This window comes from Streptomyces formicae (genome assembly GCF_002556545.1).
GTDB classification, from domain to species: Bacteria; Actinomycetota; Actinomycetes; order Streptomycetales; family Streptomycetaceae; genus Streptomyces; species Streptomyces formicae_A.
In genome coordinates this window covers 1,523,529-1,543,417 of the sequence record NZ_CP022685.1, presented here as the reverse complement: position 1 = coordinate 1,543,417, position 19,889 = coordinate 1,523,529, and the positions used below count along the sequence as shown (strand labels likewise).

Sequence of the window (19,889 nt, the reverse complement as noted above, 5' to 3'; positions counted from 1 at the left end):
GGGCGTGCAAAGGGGTTCGTAAGACCCCTTGGCGAGGCTGGCCCTCCACCGACCACCCCGGACTTGCCCCAAGGGAGTACGCGTCGAATGACGAACAACGATGAGCGCCTTCGCGACTACCTCAAGCGCGCCACGGCCGATCTGCGCCAGGCACGCCGGAGGTTGAGCGAGTACAAGGAGCCGATCGCGATCGTGTCGATGGCGTGCCGTTATCCCGGTGGGGTGCGGCGGCCGGAGGACCTGTGGCGGGTGGTGTCCGAAGGCGTCGACGCGGTGGGGGAGTTCCCCGAGGACCGCGGCTGGGACGTGGAGTCCCTCTACGACCCCGACCCCGAGCACGAGGGCACCAGTTACACCCGCCACGGAGGATTCCTGGCGGACGCGGCCGAGTTCGACGCGGAGTTCTTCGGGATCTCGCCGCGCGAGGCGCTCGCCACCGACCCGCAGCAGCGGCTGCTCCTGGAGACCGCCTGGGAGGCGTTCGAGCGGGCCGGTCTCGAGCCGGGGAGCCTGCGCGGCAGCCGTACCGGCGTGTTCGCGGGCGTGATGTACAACGACTACGGCTCGCGGCTCTTCGGCCGTTCCCCCGAGGGCTTCGAGGGCTATCTGGTCAGCGGCAGCGCGGGCAGCGTGGCGTCCGGCCGCGTCTCGTACACCTTCGGCCTCGAAGGCCCTGCCGTGTCGGTCGACACGGCGTGCTCGTCGTCCCTGGTCGCCCTGCACCTGGCCGCGCAGGCGCTGCGGCAGGGCGAGTGCACGCTCGCGCTCGCGGGCGGCGTCACCGTCATGTCCACCCCCTCCACCTTCGTGGAGTTCAGCCGTCAGAAGGGCCTGGCCGCCGACGGCCGGTGCAAGCCGTTCGCGGCGGCCGCCGACGGTACCGGCTGGGGCGAGGGCGCCGGTCTGCTCGTCCTGGAGCGGCTCTCCGACGCGCGCAAGAACGGTCACCCCGTGCTCGCCGTGCTGCGCGGCACCGCCGTCAACCAGGACGGTGCCAGCAGCCAGTTGAGCGCGCCCAACGGGCCCTCGCAGCAGCGGGTGATCCGGCAGGCGCTGGCCAACGCGCGGCTGAAGCCGTCGGAGGTCGACGTCGTCGAGGCGCACGGTACGGGGACGACGTTGGGTGACCCGATCGAGGCGCAGGCGCTGCTGGCGACGTACGGGCAGGACCGTCCGGCGGGGCGGCCGCTGTGGCTGGGTTCGGTGAAGTCGAACATCGGGCACACGCAGGCCGCGGCCGGTGTCGCCGGTGTGATCAAGATGGTCATGGCGATGCGTGAGGGTGTGCTGCCCAAGTCCCTTCATGTGGACGCTCCTTCGCCGCACGTGGACTGGGAGGCGGGCGCGGTCTCGCTCCTCGACGAGGCCCGGCCCTGGGAGGACAACGGGCATCCGCGCCGCGCGGGTGTCTCCTCCTTCGGGATCAGCGGCACCAACGCCCACGTGATCGTGGAACAGGCACCTGAAGCGAGCGAGACCGACGCGGACGCCGAGGCCGACGCCGGGGACGCCGAGCCCACGGACGCCGCCGAACAGGCAGTCGTCGCCGAGCGCGGTGACCTGCCCGAACTGCTCGCCCTGTCGGCCCGTACCGAAGGCGCGCTGCGCGGCCAGGCCGAACGGCTCGCCGCCCATCTGCGCGCGACGCCCGACGTACCGCTCGGCGACACCGCCCACGCCCTTGCCACCGCGCGCACCCACTTCACCCACCGCGCCACCGTCACCGCCCGCGACCACGACGAGGCGTGCGCCGCGCTCGACGCCCTCGCCGCCGGTGCCCCGCACCCCCGCGTCGCCCGGGGCGTCACGGACGCGTCGGAGGGGCGCACGGCCTGGATGCTGACCGGGCAGGGCAGCCAGCGCCCCGGCATGGGCCGCGAACTCCACGCCGCACACCCGGTGTTCGCGCGCGCCTTCGACGAGGCCGTACGCCATCTCGACCCCCACCTCGACCACCCCCTGCGCGACGTCGTCTTCGCCGAGCCGGGCACTCCGGCCGCCGCGCTGCTCGACACGACCCGGTACGCCCAGCCCGCGCTCTTCGCCCTCCAGACCGCGCTGCACGCGCTGCTCACCCACCACGGCGCCGCCCCCGACGTGCTCATCGGCCACTCCATCGGCGAGCTGACCGCCGCGCACCTCGCGGGCGTGCTGCAACTGCCCGACGCCGCACGCCTGGTGGCCACCCGCGCCCGGCTGATGCAGTCCGCGCCCACCGGCGGCATCATGCTCGCCGTCGCCGCCGCGCCCGAGGAGATCGCGCCGCACCTCGAAGGCCAGGAGCACCTGGTGTCCATCGCCGCGGTCAACGGGCCCGCCTCGACGGTCGTGTCCGGTGACGCGGAGGCGGTGCGGGCCATCGGCAGGATCTTCGCCGACCAGGGCGCCAAGACCAAGGAACTCGCGGTCTCGCACGCCTTCCACTCCCCGCACATGGAGCCCGTACTCGACGAGTTCAGGGCGGCCGCCGCGACCGTGACGTACGCCGCGCCGACCGTCCCCGTCGTCTCCGACGTCACCGGCAAGCTCGCCACCACGGAGCAGCTCACCAGCCCCGACTACTGGACCGAGCACATCAGGTGCCCCGTGCTCTTCCACGACGGAGTCACCGCGCTGCACGCCGACGGGGTCACCCGCTTCCTCGAACTCGGCCCGGACGCCGTGCTGACCGCCGCCGCCCTGGAGACGCTGCGGCACCTGGACGGGGACGCCGACGCGGGCTCCGGTGCCGGTTCCGCAGCCGTCGCCACGCTGCGCTCGGGCCACCCCGAGCCGGAGAGCTTCACCACCGCACTCGGCCGACTGCACACCAGCGGCGCCGCGTTCGCCCTCGACAGGCCGGGCGCCGCCGATGCGCGGGACACGGCGGCCGCCCTGCCCACGTACGCCTTCGAGCGCCGCAGGTACTGGCTCGCCCCTGCCGCGGGCACCGCCGACCTGGTCACCGCGGGCATCGACGCCGCGGGGCACCCGCTGCTCGGCGCGGCCGTCACCCTCGCCGCCGACGACAGCGTGCTGCTCACCGGCCGGCTCTCCCTCGCCACCCACCCGTGGCTCGCCGACCACGCGATCAGCGGCCATCCCGTACTGCCCGGCACCGCCCTGGTCGAACTGGCCCTGCACGCCGGGGAACAGGTCGGCTGCGACACGCTCGACGACCTCACCCTGCAAGCCCCGCTCGTCCTGCCCGAGCAGGGCGCCGTCCAGCTCCAACTGGTGCTCGGCGCGCCGGACGACGGCGGCCGCAGGGCGCTGACCTGCCACGCGAGGCCCACGGACGCCCAGGGCGCGGACGAGGAGTGGACGCTCCTCGCCACCGGAACGCTCGTCACCGGCGCTCCCGTCATCACGGCTGAGGCCGCCGCAACCGCCGACGCCGACCCGACAACCTGGCCACCGGCAGGGGCGCGCGCCGAGACCGTCGACGGCCTCTACGACCGGCTCGCCGCCCTGGGGTACGACTACGGGCCCGAGTTCCAGAACCTCACGGCGCTCTGGCGCGCCGACGGCGGCGACGACCTCTACGCCGAGGTCCGGCTGCCCGCCGACGCCGCCGAGTCCGCCGACCGCTTCGGCATCCATCCCGCTCTGCTCGACGCCGCCCTGCACCCGCTCGCGGCCGCGCTCGGCACCTCGGACGCCTCGGTACGGCTGCCGTTCGCCTGGCACGGCGTGCGGCTGGCCGCGACCGGCGCGACCACGCTCAGGGTGCGCCTGACCAGGACCGGCGACGACGCGGTGGCGCTGAACCTGACCGACCACGAGGGGCGCCGGGTCGCCGAGGTCGAGACGCTCGCCGTCCGTCCCGTCGCACCGGACGATCTCGTACGCGGCAGGAGCGCGGCCGACGACGCGCTGTTCCGCGTCGAGTGGACGGCGGTGCGGGAGCCCGACGAGCCCGTCGCGGAGACCGGTGCGCCCGAGCCGTGGACCACGGTGACGGACACGGCCGAGGGCGCCGCGCCGCTGCCCGGCGTGCTGTTCCTGACCGTGGGCGGCGCAGGCACCGAGGACGTTCCGCGGTCCGCGTACGACGTGACCGGCGGCGTACTGGAGCAGCTCCAGCTCCTCCTGTCGGACGAGCGGTTCGACGAGACGCGCCTGGTGGTCGTCACCCGGGGCGCACTCGCCGTACGGGACGGCGAGGACATCGGCGATCTCGCGGCGGCACCGGTCTGGGGCCTGGCGCGCACCGCGCAGTCGGAGTACCCCGGGCGCGTCACCCTGCTCGACCTCGGTGCCGGGTCCGGCGCGGGCGACGTGGCCGACGCCGTGCGCCGCGCGCTGACTATCGGCGAGCCCCAACTCGCCTTGCGGGACGGCCAGTTCCTCGCTCCTCGGCTGGCCCGTGCGGGCGTCGACGCCGAGCTCGTGGCGGCCGCTCCCGACCCCAGGGGCACCGTGGTGGTCACCGGCGCGTCCGGCACCCTGGGCGCCCGGGTGGCCCGGCACCTGGTGACCGCGCACGGGGCGCGCCACCTGGTGCTCGCCTCGCGGCGCGGCCCCGCCGCCGAGGGCGCCGCCGAGCTGGTGGCCGAGCTCACCGGCCTCGGCGCCACGGTCTCGGTCGTGGCCTGCGACGCGGCCGAAGCGACCGCGGTGGACGCCCTGTTCGCGGGCGTCGACCCCGCCCACCCGGTGACGGCCGTGGTGCACGCGGCCGGTGTCCTGGACGACGCCGTGCTCGCGGGACTCACGGCCGAACAGCTGCGCCGCGTCCTCGCGCCCAAGGTGGCCGCCGCCTGGAACCTGCACCGCGCCACCCTGGACCTCGACCTCGCCGCCTTCGTGCTCTTCTCCTCGGTGGCGGGCACCCTCGGCAACGCGGGGCAGGCCAACTACGCCGCCGCCAACACCTTCCTGGACGCCCTCGCCCAGCACCGGCACGCGTCCGGGCTGCCCGCCACCTCGGTGGCGTGGGGCCTGTGGGACGAGTCCAGCGGCATGACGGGACACCTGGCCGACGCCGACCTCGCCCGGGTCTCCCGGCTCGGACTCGCCCCCCTGAGCACCGAGCAAGGGCTCGCCCTGCTCGACACCGCGCTCACCGCGCCCCACCCCCTGCTCGTCGCCACGCGCCTGGACCACGCGGTCCTGCGGGCCAAGGCGACGAGCGGCGAACTTCCAGCCCTCTTCAGTGGGTTGGTGCGCGCGAGGGCCAGGCGCGCCGTCGCCGCGGCGGCACCGGGCGGCGGCTCCGCCTGGGCCGAGCGCCTGCTCGCGCTCCCCGCGGCCGAGCGGTACGGCACGGCCCTCGACCTGGTCCGTACGGCCGTCGCGGCCACGCTCGGCCACGCGACACCGGCCGCGATCGAGGCCGACCGCGCCTTCAAGGACCTCGGCTTCGACTCGCTGATGGCCGTCGAACTGCGCAACACCCTGGCCTCGCTGACCGGCAGGCGGCTGAGCGCCACCCTGGTCTTCGACCACCCGAGCCCCGCGGCGCTCGCCCGGCACCTCGTCGAGGAGTCGGTCGGCTCCGCCGCCCCGCGCGCCGCGGTGGTGGTGTCGGCGGACACCGCCGACGACCCCATCGCGATCGTGTCGATGGCGTGCCGTTATCCCGGTGGGGTGCGGCGGCCGGAGGACCTGTGGCGGGTGGTGTCCGAAGGCGTGGACGCGGTGGGGGAGTTCCCCGAGGACCGCGGCTGGGACGTGGAGTCCCTCTACGACCCGGAGTCGGGCCGCGAGGGCACGAGCCTGACGCGGCACGGCGGATTCCTCTACGACGCGGCCGAGTTCGACGCGGAGTTCTTCGGGATCTCGCCGCGCGAGGCGCTCGCCACCGACCCGCAGCAGCGGCTGCTCCTGGAGACCGCCTGGGAGGCGTTCGAGCGCGCGGGCATCGACGCGGCGGGACTGCGCGGCAGCCGCACCGGCGTGTTCGCGGGCGTGATGTACAACGACTACGGATCGCGTCTTTCCGGCCGAGCCCCCGAAGGGTTCGAGGGCTACCTCGGCAACGGCAGCGCGGGCAGCGTGGCATCGGGCCGCGTCTCGTACACCTTCGGCCTCGAAGGCCCCGCGGTCTCCGTGGACACCGCGTGCTCGTCGTCGCTCGTGGCGCTGCACCTGGCGGCGCAGGCGCTGCGGCAGGGCGAGTGCACGCTCGCGCTCGCGGGCGGTGTGACCGTGATGTCGACGCCGCTGACGTTCATCGAGTTCAGCCGTCAGAAGGCGCTGTCGGCGGACGGCCGGTGCAAGCCGTTCGCGGCGGCCGCCGACGGTACCGGCTGGGGCGAGGGCGTGGGTCTGCTCGTCCTGGAGCGGCTCTCCGACGCGCGCAAGAACGGTCACCCCGTGCTCGCCGTGCTGCGTGGCACTGCCACCAACCAGGACGGCGCGAGCAACGGCCTCACGGCCCCCAACGGGCCTTCCCAGCAGCGGGTGATCCGGCAGGCGCTGGCCAACGCGCGCCTCGAACCCGGTGACGTGGACGTCGTCGAGGCGCACGGTACGGGGACGACGCTGGGTGACCCGATCGAGGCGCAGGCGCTCATCGCGACGTACGGGCAGGACCGTCCGGCGGAGCGGCCGCTGTGGCTGGGTTCGGTGAAGTCGAACATCGGGCACACGCAGGCCGCGGCCGGTGTCGCCGGTGTGATCAAGATGGTCATGGCGATGCGAGAGGGCGTGCTGCCCAAGTCCCTGCACGTGGACGCTCCTTCGCCGCACGTGGACTGGGAGGCGGGGGCCGTCTCGCTCATCGACGAGGCCCGGCCCTGGGAGGACAACGGGCGTCCCCGGCGCGCGGGCGTCTCCTCCTTCGGCGTCAGCGGCACCAACGCCCACGTGATCGTCGAGCAGGCCCCCGAGGCGAGCGAGACCGACACGGACGCCGACCCCGAGCCCACGGACTCCGCGCCCGTCGTGCCCTGGATCCTCTCCGCCGCCGACGACGCGTCGCTGCGCGAACAGGCGGAACGGCTCCGCGAGTTCCTCGCCGAGGACGAGAGCGCGGGGATCCGTGACGTGGCGTACGCCCTGGCGAAGGACCGCGCCGCCCTGGAACACCGCGCCGTGGTCCTCGGCGAGGACCGCGACTCCCTCATCGCCGGGCTCGGCGCGCTCGCCGATGGCGAGGACAGCGCCTCGGTGGTGACCGGCGCGGCCACCGCCATCGGCGGCCGCACGGTCTTCGTCTTCCCCGGCCAGGGCTCGCAGTGGCCCGCCATGGCCGCCTCGCTCTACGCCACGTCGACCCCCTTCCGCGAGCACATCGACGCCTGCGCCGACGCCCTCGCGCCGTACACCGACTGGAGCCTGCGCGACCTCGTCACCCAGGCCCCCGGCGCACCCGGCCTCGACCGCGTCGACGTCGTCCAGCCCGCCCTCTTCGCGGTCATGACCTCGCTCGCACGACTGTGGCAGGCCCACGGCGTCCAGCCGGACGCCGTGCTCGGCCACAGCCAGGGCGAGATCGCCGCCGCGTACGTCGCCGGCGCGCTCGACCTCGCCGACGCCGCGCGGATCGCCGCGCTGCGCAGCAAGGCGATCACCGTGCTCGAAGGCACCGGCGGCATGGTGTCCGTACCCCTGGCGGCCGACGCCACCGAGGCGCTGATCGGACCGTGGCGCGGCGACGTGCAGATCGCCGCCGTCAACGGTCCCGGCGCGACCGTGGTCTCCGGTGCGGCCGACGCCCTGGACGAACTGCTCGCGCACTGCTCCGAGCGGGAGATCAGGGCCCGCCGCATCCCCGTGAGCTACGCCTCGCACCACCCGCACGTCGAGGCCCTGCGCGAGACGCTGTTCGACCAGCTCGCCGGGATCACGCCCAAGTCCGCCCCGATCGCCTTCTATTCGACGGTCGAGGCGGAGCCGGTCGACACGGCCACGCTCGACGCCGACTACTGGTACCGCAACCTGCGGCACACGGTCCGCTTCGAGGAGACCGCGCGGCGGCTCGTCGAGGACGGCCACACCCGGTTCGTCGAGACCAGCCCGCACCCCGTGCTCACCGTCGGCCTCCAGGACATCATCGAGTCCACCGGCACCCCCGCCACCGCGACCGGCACGCTCCGCCGCGACCAGGGCACCGCCCACCGGTTCCTGACCTCGCTCGCCACCGTGTGGACCGGCGGCGGCCCGGCCGACTGGCCCGGCACCATCCCCGGGGGCGGCGCGCCGCACCGCCGCGTCGACCTGCCCACCTACGCGTTCCGGCGCCGCCGCTACTGGCTGGAGCCCGAGACCACCATCAGCGACGCGTCAGGGCTCGGCCAGCACGCAGCCGACCACCCGCTCCTCGGCGCCGCCGTGGAGGTGGCGTCCGGCGCCGGACTGCTGTTCACCGGCCGCGTGTCGACCACCACCCACCCCTGGCTCCTTGACCACGCGGTGCTCGACACCGTGCTGCTGCCCGGCACCGCGCTCCTCGAACTGGCGCTGCACGCGGGCGGCCACGTCGGCGCCGACGAACTGGCGGACCTCACCCTGGAGGCGCCGCTGATCCTCGCGGCCGGTGCCTCCTACGACCTCCAGGTCGCCGTCGACCCGGCCGACGGCACCGGGGCCCGCGCCGTCCACATCCACTCGCGCGAACACCACGACGAGCCCGTGGCGGGCGAGGGCTGGACCCGGCACGCCACCGGCGTCCTCGCACCCGGCGCAGCCGGTCAGGGCGCGGGATTCGACCTGACGGCCTGGCCGCCGCCGAACGCGCGACCGTACCCGTTGAACGACGTGTACGAGCGGCTCGCACGCCACGGCTACGTCTACGGACCCGTCTTCCAGGGCCTCAAGTCCGCCTGGCGCGACGGCGACGACACCTATGTGGAGGTGCGCCTGCCGGAGGACGTGCGGGGCGAGGGCGAGCGGTTCGGGCTCCACCCGGCGCTCCTCGACGCCGCCCTGCACGCCCTCGCCCTCGACGGCGCGCCCGCCGAGGGCTCGGACGCCGCATGGCAGGTCCGCCTCCCCTTCAGCTGGAGCGGGGCACGGCTGTACGCGGCGGGGGCCTCCCTGCTGCGCGTGCGGCTGACCAGGACCGGCGAGGACACCGTCGCCCTGCGCGCGGCCGACGCGAGCGGCGCCCCTGTCGCCGCCGTGGAAGCCCTCGCCGTACGCCCCGCCGACCTCGCGGAGCTGGTCGCGTCGGCCCGCACCACGGGCGACGACGGGCTGCTGCACACCGAGTGGGTCTCCGCCCAACTGCCCGCCGACACCGGGGCCGATGCCTCGTCCGGCGCCGTGCGGGGAGCCCTCGCGCTCCTGGGCGGCCACAGCGCGGGACTGCTCCGCGCGGCCGAGCGTCCCGTCACCGTCCACGAGAGCCTCCTCGCCCTCCAGGACGGCATCGAGGCCGGTGTCCCCGCGCCCCGCGCCCTGCTGGTCACCGCCGTGCCCGCCGCGAACGGCCTCGACAGCGACATCGACACCGAGGAAGGGCCCGCCGACACGGCGCAGACCATCGTCCCGCGCTTCCTCGGCCTGCTCCAGAGCTGGCTGGCCGACCCGCGCCTTGCCGCCACCACCCTGGTCGTGGCCACCCGCGACGCCGTCTCCACCGGAGCGGGCGACCACGTGCGGCACCTGGCGGGCGCCTCCCTGTGGGGGCTGCTGCGCTCGGCGCAGTCGGAGAACCCCGACCGGTTCCTGCTCATCGACCTCGACGGTGAGCCGCTCGACGCGGCGGACCTGCACGCGGCCCTGGACAGCGGAGAGCCCCAACTCGCCGTACGCAAGGGAGAGTTCCTCGTCCCTCGGCTCGGCAGGGCGGCCACCGGGCACCTGCTCGCGGCGCCCTCGGACGACCCGCACTGGCGGCTCGCGAGCAAGGGCACCGGATCGCCCGACGGCCTGTGGCTCGCGCCCGCGCCGGACGCGGCACGGCCGCTCGGCGAGGGCGAGGTCAGGGTCGAGGTGCGCGCGGCGGGCATCAACTTCCGCGACATCCTCATCGCCCTCGGCATGGTGGCCAACGACGCACGGCCGCCGGGCGGCGAAGGCTCCGGCATCGTCCTGGAGACAGGACCCGGCGTCACCGGCATCGCGCCCGGCGACCGCGTGATGGGACTGCTGCCCGAGGGCGTGGGCCCGGTCACCGTGGCCGACCAGCGGGTGCTCACCCGGATGCCGCGCGGCTGGACCTTCGCGCAGGCGGCCGGCATCCCGGTCGTCTACCTCACCGCGTACTACGGCCTCAAGGACCTGGCGGGGGTACGCCGGGGAGAGTCCCTGCTGCTGCACGCGGCGACCGGCGGCGTCGGCCTCGCCACCCTCCAGCTCGCCGAACACTGGGGCCTGACGGTGTACGGCACGGCGAGCCCCGGCAAGTGGCGGGTCCTGCGCGACCGGGGGCTGCCCGACGAGCGCGTCGCCTCCTCGCGCGACCTGGACTTCGAGGACCGCTTCCGCGAGGCGACCGGAGGCCGGGGCGTGGACGTCGTCCTCAACTCGCTGGCCCAGGAGTACGTGGACGCCTCCCTGCGCCTGCTCGCCCCCGGCGGCCGCTTCATCGAGATGGGCAAGACCGACATCCGCGAGGCCGCCGAGGTGGAGAGCGCCTACCCGGGCATCCGCTACCAGGCGTTCGACGTCCTGGACGCCGGGCCCGAGCGGGTCAAGGAGATGCTGGAGGAGCTGCGCGAACTCTTCGAGAGCGGCGCGCTCGCCCCGCTGCCCTCGACGGCCTGGGACATCCGCAGGGCCCCCGAGGCGTTCCGCTTCCTCAGCCAGGCACGCCAGATCGGCAAGGTCGTCCTGACCCTGCCCGCCCCGCCCGACCCCGAGGGCACCGTGGTGGTCACCGGTGCGTCCGGCACCCTCGGCGCCCGCGTGGCCCGGCACCTGGCGGCCGAACACGGGGCGCGCCACCTGGTGCTCGCCTCGCGGCGCGGCCCGGCGGCGGACGGCGCGGCGGAACTGGAGCGGGACCTCACCGCGCTGGGCGCCCGGGTGTCCGTGGTGGCGTGCGACGTCGCCGACGAGGCCGCGGTGCGGGCCCTGTTCGCGGGCATCGACCCCACCCACCCGGTGACGTCCGTGGTGCACACGGCCGGTGTCCTCGACGACGCCGTGCTCGCGGGCCTCACCCAGGAACAGGTGCTGCGGGTGATGGCGCCCAAGGTGGCCGCCGCCTGGCACCTGCACCGCGCCACCCTGGACCTCGACCTGTCCTCCTTCGTCCTGTTCTCCTCGATGGCGGGCACGCTCGGCAACCCCGGGCAGGCCAACTACGCGGCGGCCAACACCTTCCTGGACGCCCTCGCCCAGTACCGGCACGCCTCGGGACTGCCCGCCACCTCCCTCGCCTGGGGCCTGTGGGCCGAATCCAGCGGCATGACGGGCCACCTGGACGACGCCGACCTGGCCCGCATGTCCCGTCTGGGCCTCGCGCCCATCAGTACGGAACAGGGGCTCGACCTGTACGACCGTGCGCTCGCCGCCGCCCAACCCGTCCTGCTGCCGGTGCCGCTCGACCTGCCGGCGCTGCGCCGACAGGCCGCCGACGGTTCGCTTCCGCCGCTCCTGAGCGGTCTGGTCCGCGCCCCGGTCCGGCGCGCGGCCTCGGCGGCCGACGGCACGGACGCGGCGGCACCGGACTCGCTCGCCGCCGACCTCGCGGCCCTCCCCTCGGCGGAACGGCCGCAGCGGCTGCTCGATCTCGTACGCCGCCAGGTCGCCGCCGTCCTCGGGCTCACCGGGCCCGAAGCGGTGTCGGCGGGCAAGGCGTTCAAGCAGATCGGCTTCGACTCCCTGACCGCCGTGGAGCTGCGCAACCGGCTCAACGCGGCGACGGGGCTTCGGCTGCCCGCCACGGTCGTCTTCGACTTCCCGACGCCCACGGCGCTCGCGGAGCGGCTGCTCGGCGAACTCCTGCCCGACGGCGGCCCGGACACCGACGTGCCCGCCGACGTCACGTCGGTCATCGCCGGACTCGAACGGCTGACCGCGACGGGAGCCGACGTACCGGACGCGGCGACCAGGGACCTGCTCGCCGCCCGGCTGCGGGAGGCCCTGGAGGCGCTCGGCGCCGCGGGCTCCGGGAGCGAGCCCGTCGGCGCCGTGATCGACCGGGCCACCGACGACGAGATCTTCGACTTCATCGACTCGGAGCTCGGCCTCTCCTGAAGGCCGACCCCCACCGCACACCCTGAGGAGCCCCGAATGACGGAAACGAGCGAGAGGGTCGTCATCGCCGGCGGCGGCCCCACCGGCCTGCTGCTGGCAGGCGAACTGGCGCTGGCCGGAGTCCAGGCCGTCGTCCTGGACAAGAGGGAGGGGATCGAGGAGTTCTCGGCGGGCATGGCGATCCACAGCCGCTCCCTCGACCTGCTGAGACTGCGCGGCCTCGCCGACCGCATCGCGCCCGAGGAGATCTTCGCCTGGCCGCGCACGCCCTTCGGGTTCCTCTGGCTCGACCTCACCGAGGTCGACGAGCGCGAGTACACCCACGCCTACCCGCAGTGGCGCGCCGAGCGCCTCCTGGAGCAGTGGGTCACCGAGCTCGGCGTCGAGGTCCGCAGGGGCAGCGAGGTCACCGGCTTCACCCAGGACGCGTCAGGAGTGAGCGTCGAGGTCCTCGGGGCGGACGGGACGTACCGGATCGAAGGACGCTACCTGGTGGGCTGCGACGGCCCCGACAGCACGGTGCGCCGCATCGCGGGCATCCCCTTCCCCGGCGGCGGCAAGAGCTACTACGGGGTGCTCGCGGACGTCGAACTCACCGGCGGCGACCACGACTTGTTCGAGAGCGGACTGCACGAGACCGGGGTCTTCGGCGCCCTGCCGCTGCGGCCGGGCATGACCCGTCTGATGACCATCGAGTTCGACACCGAACCCGATCCCGACGCGGGCGCCGTCACCACCGAGGAACTCCTCGCCAGCGTGCGCAGGGTCCGGGGACGCGAGGTGGAGATCGCGACCACCCACTTCTCGTACCGCTACGGCGGCCGTACGAGGCTGGCCGAGCGCTACCGGGACGGCAACGTCTTCCTGGCGGGCGAGGCCGCGCACCAGCTGTTCATCTCCGGGACGCAGGGCCTCAACACCGGCCTGCACGACGCCTTCAACCTCGGCTGGAAGCTCGCCGCCACCCTGCGCGGCTGGGCGCCGCCCGCGCTGCTCGACACCTACGAGGCCGAACGGCGCCCGGTCGGCGAGCGCGTCGCCCGCCACTCCCGGGCCCAGATGAGCCTGATGCACCCGCTGGCCGAGATGACGCCGCTGCGGGACATGCTCACCGAGCTGACCCGCCACGGGTCGGTCAACCAGCACCTGATGGAGGCCACCGCAGCCTTCGGCTACCCGCCCGAGGGCACGGTCCCCGCCGGTGACCCGGTCGAGGGCGAACCGCACCCCCTGACGGGGCAGCCCGTCCGCGACGTCGCCCTGAGCACGGCGGCGGGCGACAGCAGCGTCGGTGCGCTGCTGCGCGGCGGCCGAGGCGTGCTCGTCGACCTCACCGACGGCGCGGCCACGGGTGCGTGGCCCGAGGGCTGGGCGGACCGGGTGGACACGGTGACGGCGCGCCCGGCGCCGGAGATCGGAGCCGCGGCGGTGCTCATCCGCCCCGACGGGCACATCGCGTGGGCCGACGGCGGCTCCGACGGCAAGGGACTCGAACACGCGCTGCGGACCTGGTTCGGCGAACCCGCCGCGCCCGCGACAGGAAAGGAATGAAGATGACGGACACAGCCCAGGAGCAGACCGCGCCCGGGTGCCCGGTCTCGCTGGCGGACCGGACCCGGGCCTGGAGCCTCTACCAGCCCTGGCTCCAGCAGGACCCGGTCTCCCACTGGGAGGAGATGCGCGAGGCGGGGCCGATCTTCCGCTCCGAGGAGGCGGGCGGCTTCTGGATCCTGACCCGCTACGAGGACATCGAGTGGGCGGCGCGCACCCCGGAGATCTTCTCCAGCGCCGAACTCGCCATCCCGCACCGGCAGATCTTCCCCGAGAAGCAGATCCCCATCCAGCTCGACGGCGACGAGCACCGCAAGTGGCGCCAGACGCTTTCGAGCCTGTTCAACCCCGGTGTGGTCAACCACTTCACCCCGCAGATACGGCAGGCGGCCGCGGACGCCATCGCCAAGATCGAGGGGCGCGACTCCTGCGAGTTCGTCTCCGAGTTCGCCGTGGAGCTGCCCGCCGAGACCTTCCTCATCAACTTCGGGATCGGCCGCGAGTACCTCAAGTCGCTCCTCGACCACAAGAACTGGCTGCGCCGCGAGGGCATCCCCAACGCCCGCACCGACGCCGAGCTACGCGAGGCCAACCGGCCGCTGTGGCAGTTCTTCAGCGACGCCATCGACCGGCGCAGGGCGGAGGACACCGAGGGCCGCCGCGACGTCATCAGCCAGATGCTGCGCACCACCTACGACGGCAGGCCGCCGACGCAGGACGAGATGGTCAACGCCCTGTTCGTCTCCATGCTGGCCAGCCTGGACAGCACGACGGCCGCGCTCAGCATGGTCTTCGACTACCTGAGCAAGCACCCCGAGACCCAGCGGCTGATCGTCGCCGAGCCGGAGAAGATCCCGGCCGTCGTCCAGGAACTCCTGCGCCACGAGCCGGTGTCCTCCACGGGCCGCCTGGTCACCCAGGACGTGGAGCGGCACGGCGTCACGATGCGCAAGGGCGACCGGGTGCTCCTGTCCTGGGGCATGTCGGGCCTGGACCCGGACGTCTTCGAGAACCCGCACGAGGTGAACTTCGAGCGCGAGACGACCCGCCAGCTGGCGTTCGGCGTGGGCCCGCACCGCTGCCTCGGCATGCACGTGGCACGCCGCATCATCCAGATCGCCCTGGAGGAGTGGCACACCCGCCTGCCCGCCTACCGGCAGGCGCCGGACAGCCGCCCGATCCGGCACTACTCGCCGACCCGCGGTCTGCTCAACCTCGACCTCGTCTTCGAGGACGGACAGGAGGACGGACAGTGAGCATGAAGGGCCGGGTGGAAGAGGACCTGTGCATGGGCCACGGCATGTGTGCCGCGCTGGCCCCAGGGGTCTACGAGGTGAGCGACCTCGGCACCAACGACATGGGGGAGTTCGTGGTCACGGCGGGCTCGGAGGACGCCGCCCGGCGCGGCGCGCGGGCCTGCCCCGAGCGGGCGATCCTGCTCGACGAGGACGCGCACGTCGGGTGACGGGGAACGGGCCGGGGCCACGGGGGAGCACCCCGTGGCCCCGGCCTCGCCGTATCGGTGCTCAGCCCGTCTCGGCCATGAAGTGCACCAGCGCGGCCCGCGAGTTGATGCCCAGCTTCCGGTAGATCCGGGTCAGATGGACGTCGATGGTCCGCGGGCTGAGCCGGAGCTGTTCGGCGATCTCCCGGGTGCGTTTCCCGGTGCCCGCGATGACGGCGACCTGGCGCTCGCGGTCGGTCAGCGGGGTCAGCGGGGTGACCGGGACCCGCGCGGCGGCCACCGCCCGACCGGTTCCCGAGGCGGGAGACGCCACCGCTGGCGTGGCCGTCGGCACGCGGGACGCGCCCGTGACGGCGTCCGGCGGGGACACCGGCGGGCGCTGCTGGGGCCGGGCCTTGGGGAGCCGAAGACGCTGCTGGACGATGCGCTTCCGCAGGGCCAGGGAGCCGCACCATTCGGCGAGTTCGTCCGCCCGCTCAAGGAGGGCGAGGGCCCGCAGGGGATGCCCCGCCTCGGCGAGCCGGGGCGCGGCGAGCAGCAGCGTACGGGCCTGCTGCCCGGTCATCCCCGCCGACGCGAAGAGACGGGCCGCCTCCTGGTAGCGGTCGGCCGCCTGCCGCGCCGCGTCGGGCCCCGTCAGGACGTGCGCCCTCGCGGCGAGCGCGTGCGCCCGGTGGGCGGGCGACGAGGGCCGCGCGACGGCCTCCGCCCGGTCCGCCCAGGTGGGGTCGGGGCGCCCGGCACGCGCGGCGGCCTCCGCGAGCAGCTCGCAGGCCAGCGGCCGCAACGAGGCCGGTACGCGGGGGAGCTGGGGCCCGCCGAACGCGGCGATGGCCGTCGTCGACCACTGGGCGGGGTGGACGCAGTCGCGCACCGCGTCGGCCAGCCACAGCGCGGCGGAGACGTGCCAGTGCCCGTCGCGGGAGAGCGGTCCGAGGGGCACCGGCATCAGGGCTTCGCTGAGCTCGGCGGCCCGTCTCGCCGCCCGCACGTCGTGCGTGGTCTGCGCGGCGGCCACCGCCTCCAGGGTCGCGGCCAGGCGTACGGCGTGCGAGGAGCCGGTCCGCGGGGCGACGCGCTGGGCGCTCGCCGCGGCCTCGCGGGCCTCCACGAACCGGCCCGACTGGTAGCGGACGGTGGCGAGTTGGTTGAGCAGGGTGGGCAGCAGATGCGTCTCGTGGGAGCGCTCGGCGAGCCTGACGCCGCGCTGCAGATGGCTCTCGGCCTCCGCGGGTCTGCCCAGCATGCACTCGGCCCAGCCGAGGACCCCCAGATACTCGGGGTGGGCGGCCAGCTCCGCGTCGATCAGGGAGTCGGCGGCCCCCGCGCACGCGTCGACGGCCGCCTCGGCCTGGGCGGACTGACCGAGCGTCACCTGACGGGCGGCGAGCAGGCTCAGCGCGCCCAGCTCGTCGGCGCGGTCCCCGCCGCGGCGGGCCCAGCGCACCGCGGCGCGCAACTGCTCGGCGTCCGGCAGCGTTCCGGAGACGCAGGCGACCAGTTCGCGGGCGACCGTGAGCGAGGCGGCGAGGGCCGCCTCCTCGTCCGTATCGGGATCGCCCACCCGCCGCAGCTCCGCGCCGAGCAGTTCGTCGGCGCGCCCGTGCCGGCCGAGCGAGCAGTCCAGGAGGGCGGTGTAGACGACCATCCGCACGCGGGGCGCGCGTGGTTCGGCGGGCACGAGCGCGAGCATCTCGTCGCTCACCTCCAGGGCGCCCTGCGGCGCGTCGGCGAGTCCCTGGGCGCGGGCGAGGGCCGTGAGGAGCTCGACGCGTTCGGCGGAGTACTCGCCGCCCTCGGGCACCGCGCGCAGCGCGATCCTGATCCAGCGGCACGCCGTGTCGGGGTCGGTGGCCATGATCTCGACCGCCGCCTGGGCGAGCACGTGCCGGTCCTCGTCGCCGGAGGTGGGCGGCACCTCTTCGAGCAGGGGAGCGAGCTCCACCGCGGGGGTGCCCGCCCTGGACCGCATGGTGACCACGTGACCGCGGGCCGTGCGCCGCCAGCAGTGGTCCAGATCCGCGAACACCACCTGCCGCATGAGCGGGTGACGGAACGTCAGCTGGAGTCCGGGGCCCGCGGGACGGAACAGGTCGCGCTCGCTCAGGCGCGCGGAGGCGCGGCAGGCGCGATCGGGGTCCATGGCGGCCACCTCGGTCAGGTCCTCGAGCGCGAAGCGGTCGCCGAGCATGGCGGCCGCCGAGATGATCGAGGTCTCGTCCGGGGTGAGCTGGGCCAGTTCCGCGAGGAGCCTGCTGGAGAACCAGCCGGGCGGCAGGCCCTGGGCGTCGAAGACGGCGTCCACCGGCTGCTGCGCGGATTCCGCGAGCGCCCGCAGGTACAGGGGGTTGCCGCGGCTCTCCTGGTGCAGGGCTAGCAGGTCGGGGCCGTCCTCGGGCAGCCCGGTGAGGTGGGCGCTCTCGGCGAGCGTGAGCGGGGGCAGGTCGATCCGCCGGGCGGTGCCGAGTCCGACGGCGTGCCCGAGCGCGTCCTGCAGCCGCAGCGCGGACTGGCGCGGACGGTGCGCCGCGACGAGGAGCAGTGGGGCGGTGACGGGCCAGCTCAGCAGATAGTCGACCACCTCGAGGGTGCCGGGATCGGCCCACTGGAGGTCGTCGATCAGCAGGACGAGGCCGGTCTTCGCACGGCCCTGGAGAAGATGCCGGACCCGGTGCAGCATCAGGCAGCGGGAACCGCCGGGAGTGTGCGGGGGAGAATCCGGGACATCGCGGGAAGGGGCGGCCGCCAAATCGCGGAGAAGAGTGACCAATTCGTCTGACTGCGTGTCGGAATAGTCAGCCGGGTTTGTGTGGAGAAGTTGCGCGAGCGCCCTGAAAGGATGGTTCTGGGTGACGGTGGTGCAGCCGGTGCGGAGTACCTGGTACCCCTGTCGTCGCGCCTCGTCGGCGAACCGCGTCAGCATCCGGGTCTTTCCGGTGCCGGGGTCGCCCGCCAACTCGACGACCAGGCCGCCCGTCTCTTCCAGGTTCTCCAAAATGGTGGTGAACTGACACATCTGGTCAGCCCGGATATCGCAGAACTGTCCCCGATTATCGGTTACGACATCTGTCGGAACCACAGTTTGCACTCCCTTCAACACCGGCTTCCGCGGCGCGCCCGAGTCCCGGAGGTCCGGGGCTCGGGCGGCGTGAGCAACTCTCGTCGCAGGCAAGCGGAATTGTGATGTTCGAGTGTAACTTTTAAGGGTTTCCCGAGCGTAAATCAATGGCAAAGATCGAGAAGGGTATCCGCGTGGAATGCGGAAGTTCACCTTCCGGATAGCTCTCCGCAATTGAAGTGGGGGAAGACATTGTCGAGGTTATATTTCTGCACTGTGAAATCCTGCCGAAACGGGTTGCGAATTTGTGAACGGGGAAATCATGCCGCGATGGCGTGGTCCAGCGCGGGGTCGGACAGCAGGATGGCCTGGCGGAGTTCGTTCAGCGCGCGGCAGGGCGTGATGCCCAGCTCGGTGTCGAGCTTGGCGCGCACGGATTCGTACGCCATCAGCGCCTCGCTGGTGCGCCCCGAGCGGTAGAGGGCCAGCATCAGTAGCCGGTGGAAGGTCTCGCGCAGCGGGTGCTCCAGGGTGATCTGGTAGAGCTCGGCGACCAGTTCGCGGTGGGCACCCTGGGCCAGGTCCGCCTCGAACAGCATCTCGGTGCACTCCAGCCTGGCCTCCTCGGCCCAGGTGGTGAAGCTCTCGATGGTCGGGCCGCCGCGCAGATCGCCGAGCACGTCGCCGCGCCACAGACCGAGCGCCGCGGAGAAGGCGCGGGACGCCTCTGCGTGCCGACGGGCCTTGGCGTGGCCGCGTCCCTCGCGCACCAGTTGCTGGAAGTCGTGCACGTCGAGGGCGGCTTCGCCGAGCTGGAGCACGTAGCCGGGGGCGCGGGTCACGATGGGGCTCTGCGTCGCGCCCGGCACGGTGAGGAACTTGCGCAGCTGGGAGATGTAGACGTGCAGCGTGGCGGTGGCCCGGCGGGGCGGCTCGTCGCCCCAGATCTCGGTGATCAGGTGGGACGCGGAGACGATCTGGCCGCTGCGGATCAGCAGGGTGGCGAGCAGCGGCTCGATCTTGCGCGCTCTGAGGACGGCGACCTCGTCCCCGTCCGTTATTCGCAGGTTGCCCAGGACTTCGTAGCGCATCTCGCATCCCCCTGTGATGAAGACGAAGCGGCCGAGGCCGCGCGTGACGTGCGGATCCGCCTTCATCGCCGGATCCGTGATGGTGGTGCTGTACGACGTGGTGCTCAGGTGTGCACGAGCTCAGGTGCGCAGCGCCGCGTACCCGCCGTCGTGGTAGAGCAGTGGCTGCCCCGGCTCGCCGTGCCGCACGTGCACCGGCTCCGCGATGACCAGGGTGTGGTCCCCGGCGGGCACGCGGCTGACGACACGACAGATCAGCACGGCGAGTACGCCGTCGAGGACCGGGACCCCCTCGGGCCCCGGGTGCCAGGACGTGGGCGGCGCGAAGCGGTCCACACCGCTGCGCGCGAACGTGGCGGCGAGCTGCTTCTGCTCCTCGCCCAGCAGATGGACGCCCACGTGGCCCGCCGTGTTGACGGTGGGCCAGGACGAGGCGGTGGCACTGATCCCGAAGGTGAGCAGCGGCGGCTGGGCCGACAAGGAGGTGAGCGAGGTGGCGGTGAAGCCGACAGGGTGTTCGCCCTGTGCGGTGACTATGGCCACCCCGGCCGCGTGCCGACGGAACACGCTGCGGAACAGCGCGGGTTCCACCAGCACGGGTCGATAGCCATTCAAGACTCCTCCAAGGGATATGTCTCACCGGACGGGC

7 protein-coding genes are annotated in these 19,889 nt (G+C 73.8%); 4 read left to right on the top strand and 3 right to left on the bottom strand.

Annotation, left to right across the window (positions count from 1 at the left end; translation table 11 throughout):
- The first annotated feature begins 87 nt into the window (after positions 1 to 87).
- The 4 genes from KY5_RS06130 to KY5_RS06115 are packed head-to-tail and all read left to right on the top strand — an operon-like array spanning position 88 to position 15,091.
- Entirely contained in the window at positions 88 to 12,075 is an 11,988-nt protein-coding gene (locus KY5_RS06130; RefSeq protein ID WP_098241246.1) for a type I polyketide synthase, read from the top strand.
- 36 nt (positions 12,076 to 12,111) lie between these two features.
- Entirely contained in the window at positions 12,112 to 13,626 is a 1,515-nt protein-coding gene (locus KY5_RS06125) for an FAD-dependent monooxygenase (RefSeq protein ID WP_098241245.1), read from the top strand.
- A 2-nt stretch (positions 13,627 to 13,628) separates the two neighbouring features.
- Complete coding sequence (locus KY5_RS06120) at positions 13,629 to 14,882, top strand: cytochrome P450 (RefSeq protein ID WP_098241244.1); 1,254 nt, start codon at positions 13,629 to 13,631, stop codon at positions 14,880 to 14,882.
- A gap of 2 nt (positions 14,883 to 14,884) precedes the next feature.
- On the top strand, positions 14,885 to 15,091 hold the full coding sequence (locus KY5_RS06115; protein WP_098247084.1) for a ferredoxin: 207 nt from the start codon (positions 14,885 to 14,887) through the stop codon (positions 15,089 to 15,091).
- Between the two features lie 61 nt (positions 15,092 to 15,152).
- Here the strand turns inward: KY5_RS06115 and KY5_RS06110 are convergent, their stop codons facing one another.
- The 3 genes from KY5_RS06110 to KY5_RS06100 all read right to left on the bottom strand — a co-directional run bounded on the left by KY5_RS06110 (position 15,153) and on the right by KY5_RS06100 (position 19,855).
- Positions 15,153 to 18,107: a helix-turn-helix transcriptional regulator gene (locus KY5_RS06110; RefSeq protein WP_098241243.1), complete on the bottom strand. Its 2,955-nt coding sequence runs from the start codon at positions 18,105 to 18,107 to the stop codon at positions 15,153 to 15,155.
- Between the two features lie 362 nt (positions 18,108 to 18,469).
- Positions 18,470 to 19,306 carry an AfsR/SARP family transcriptional regulator gene (locus KY5_RS06105; protein ID WP_324960405.1) on the bottom strand — a complete coding sequence of 279 codons (837 nt, stop codon included), beginning with the start codon at positions 19,304 to 19,306 and terminating at the stop codon, positions 18,470 to 18,472.
- Positions 19,307 to 19,360: 54 nt separating this feature from the next.
- On the bottom strand, positions 19,361 to 19,855 hold the full coding sequence (locus tag KY5_RS06100) for a flavin reductase family protein (protein ID WP_199842950.1): 495 nt from the start codon (positions 19,853 to 19,855) through the stop codon (positions 19,361 to 19,363).
- Positions 19,856 to 19,889 lie beyond the last annotated feature (34 nt).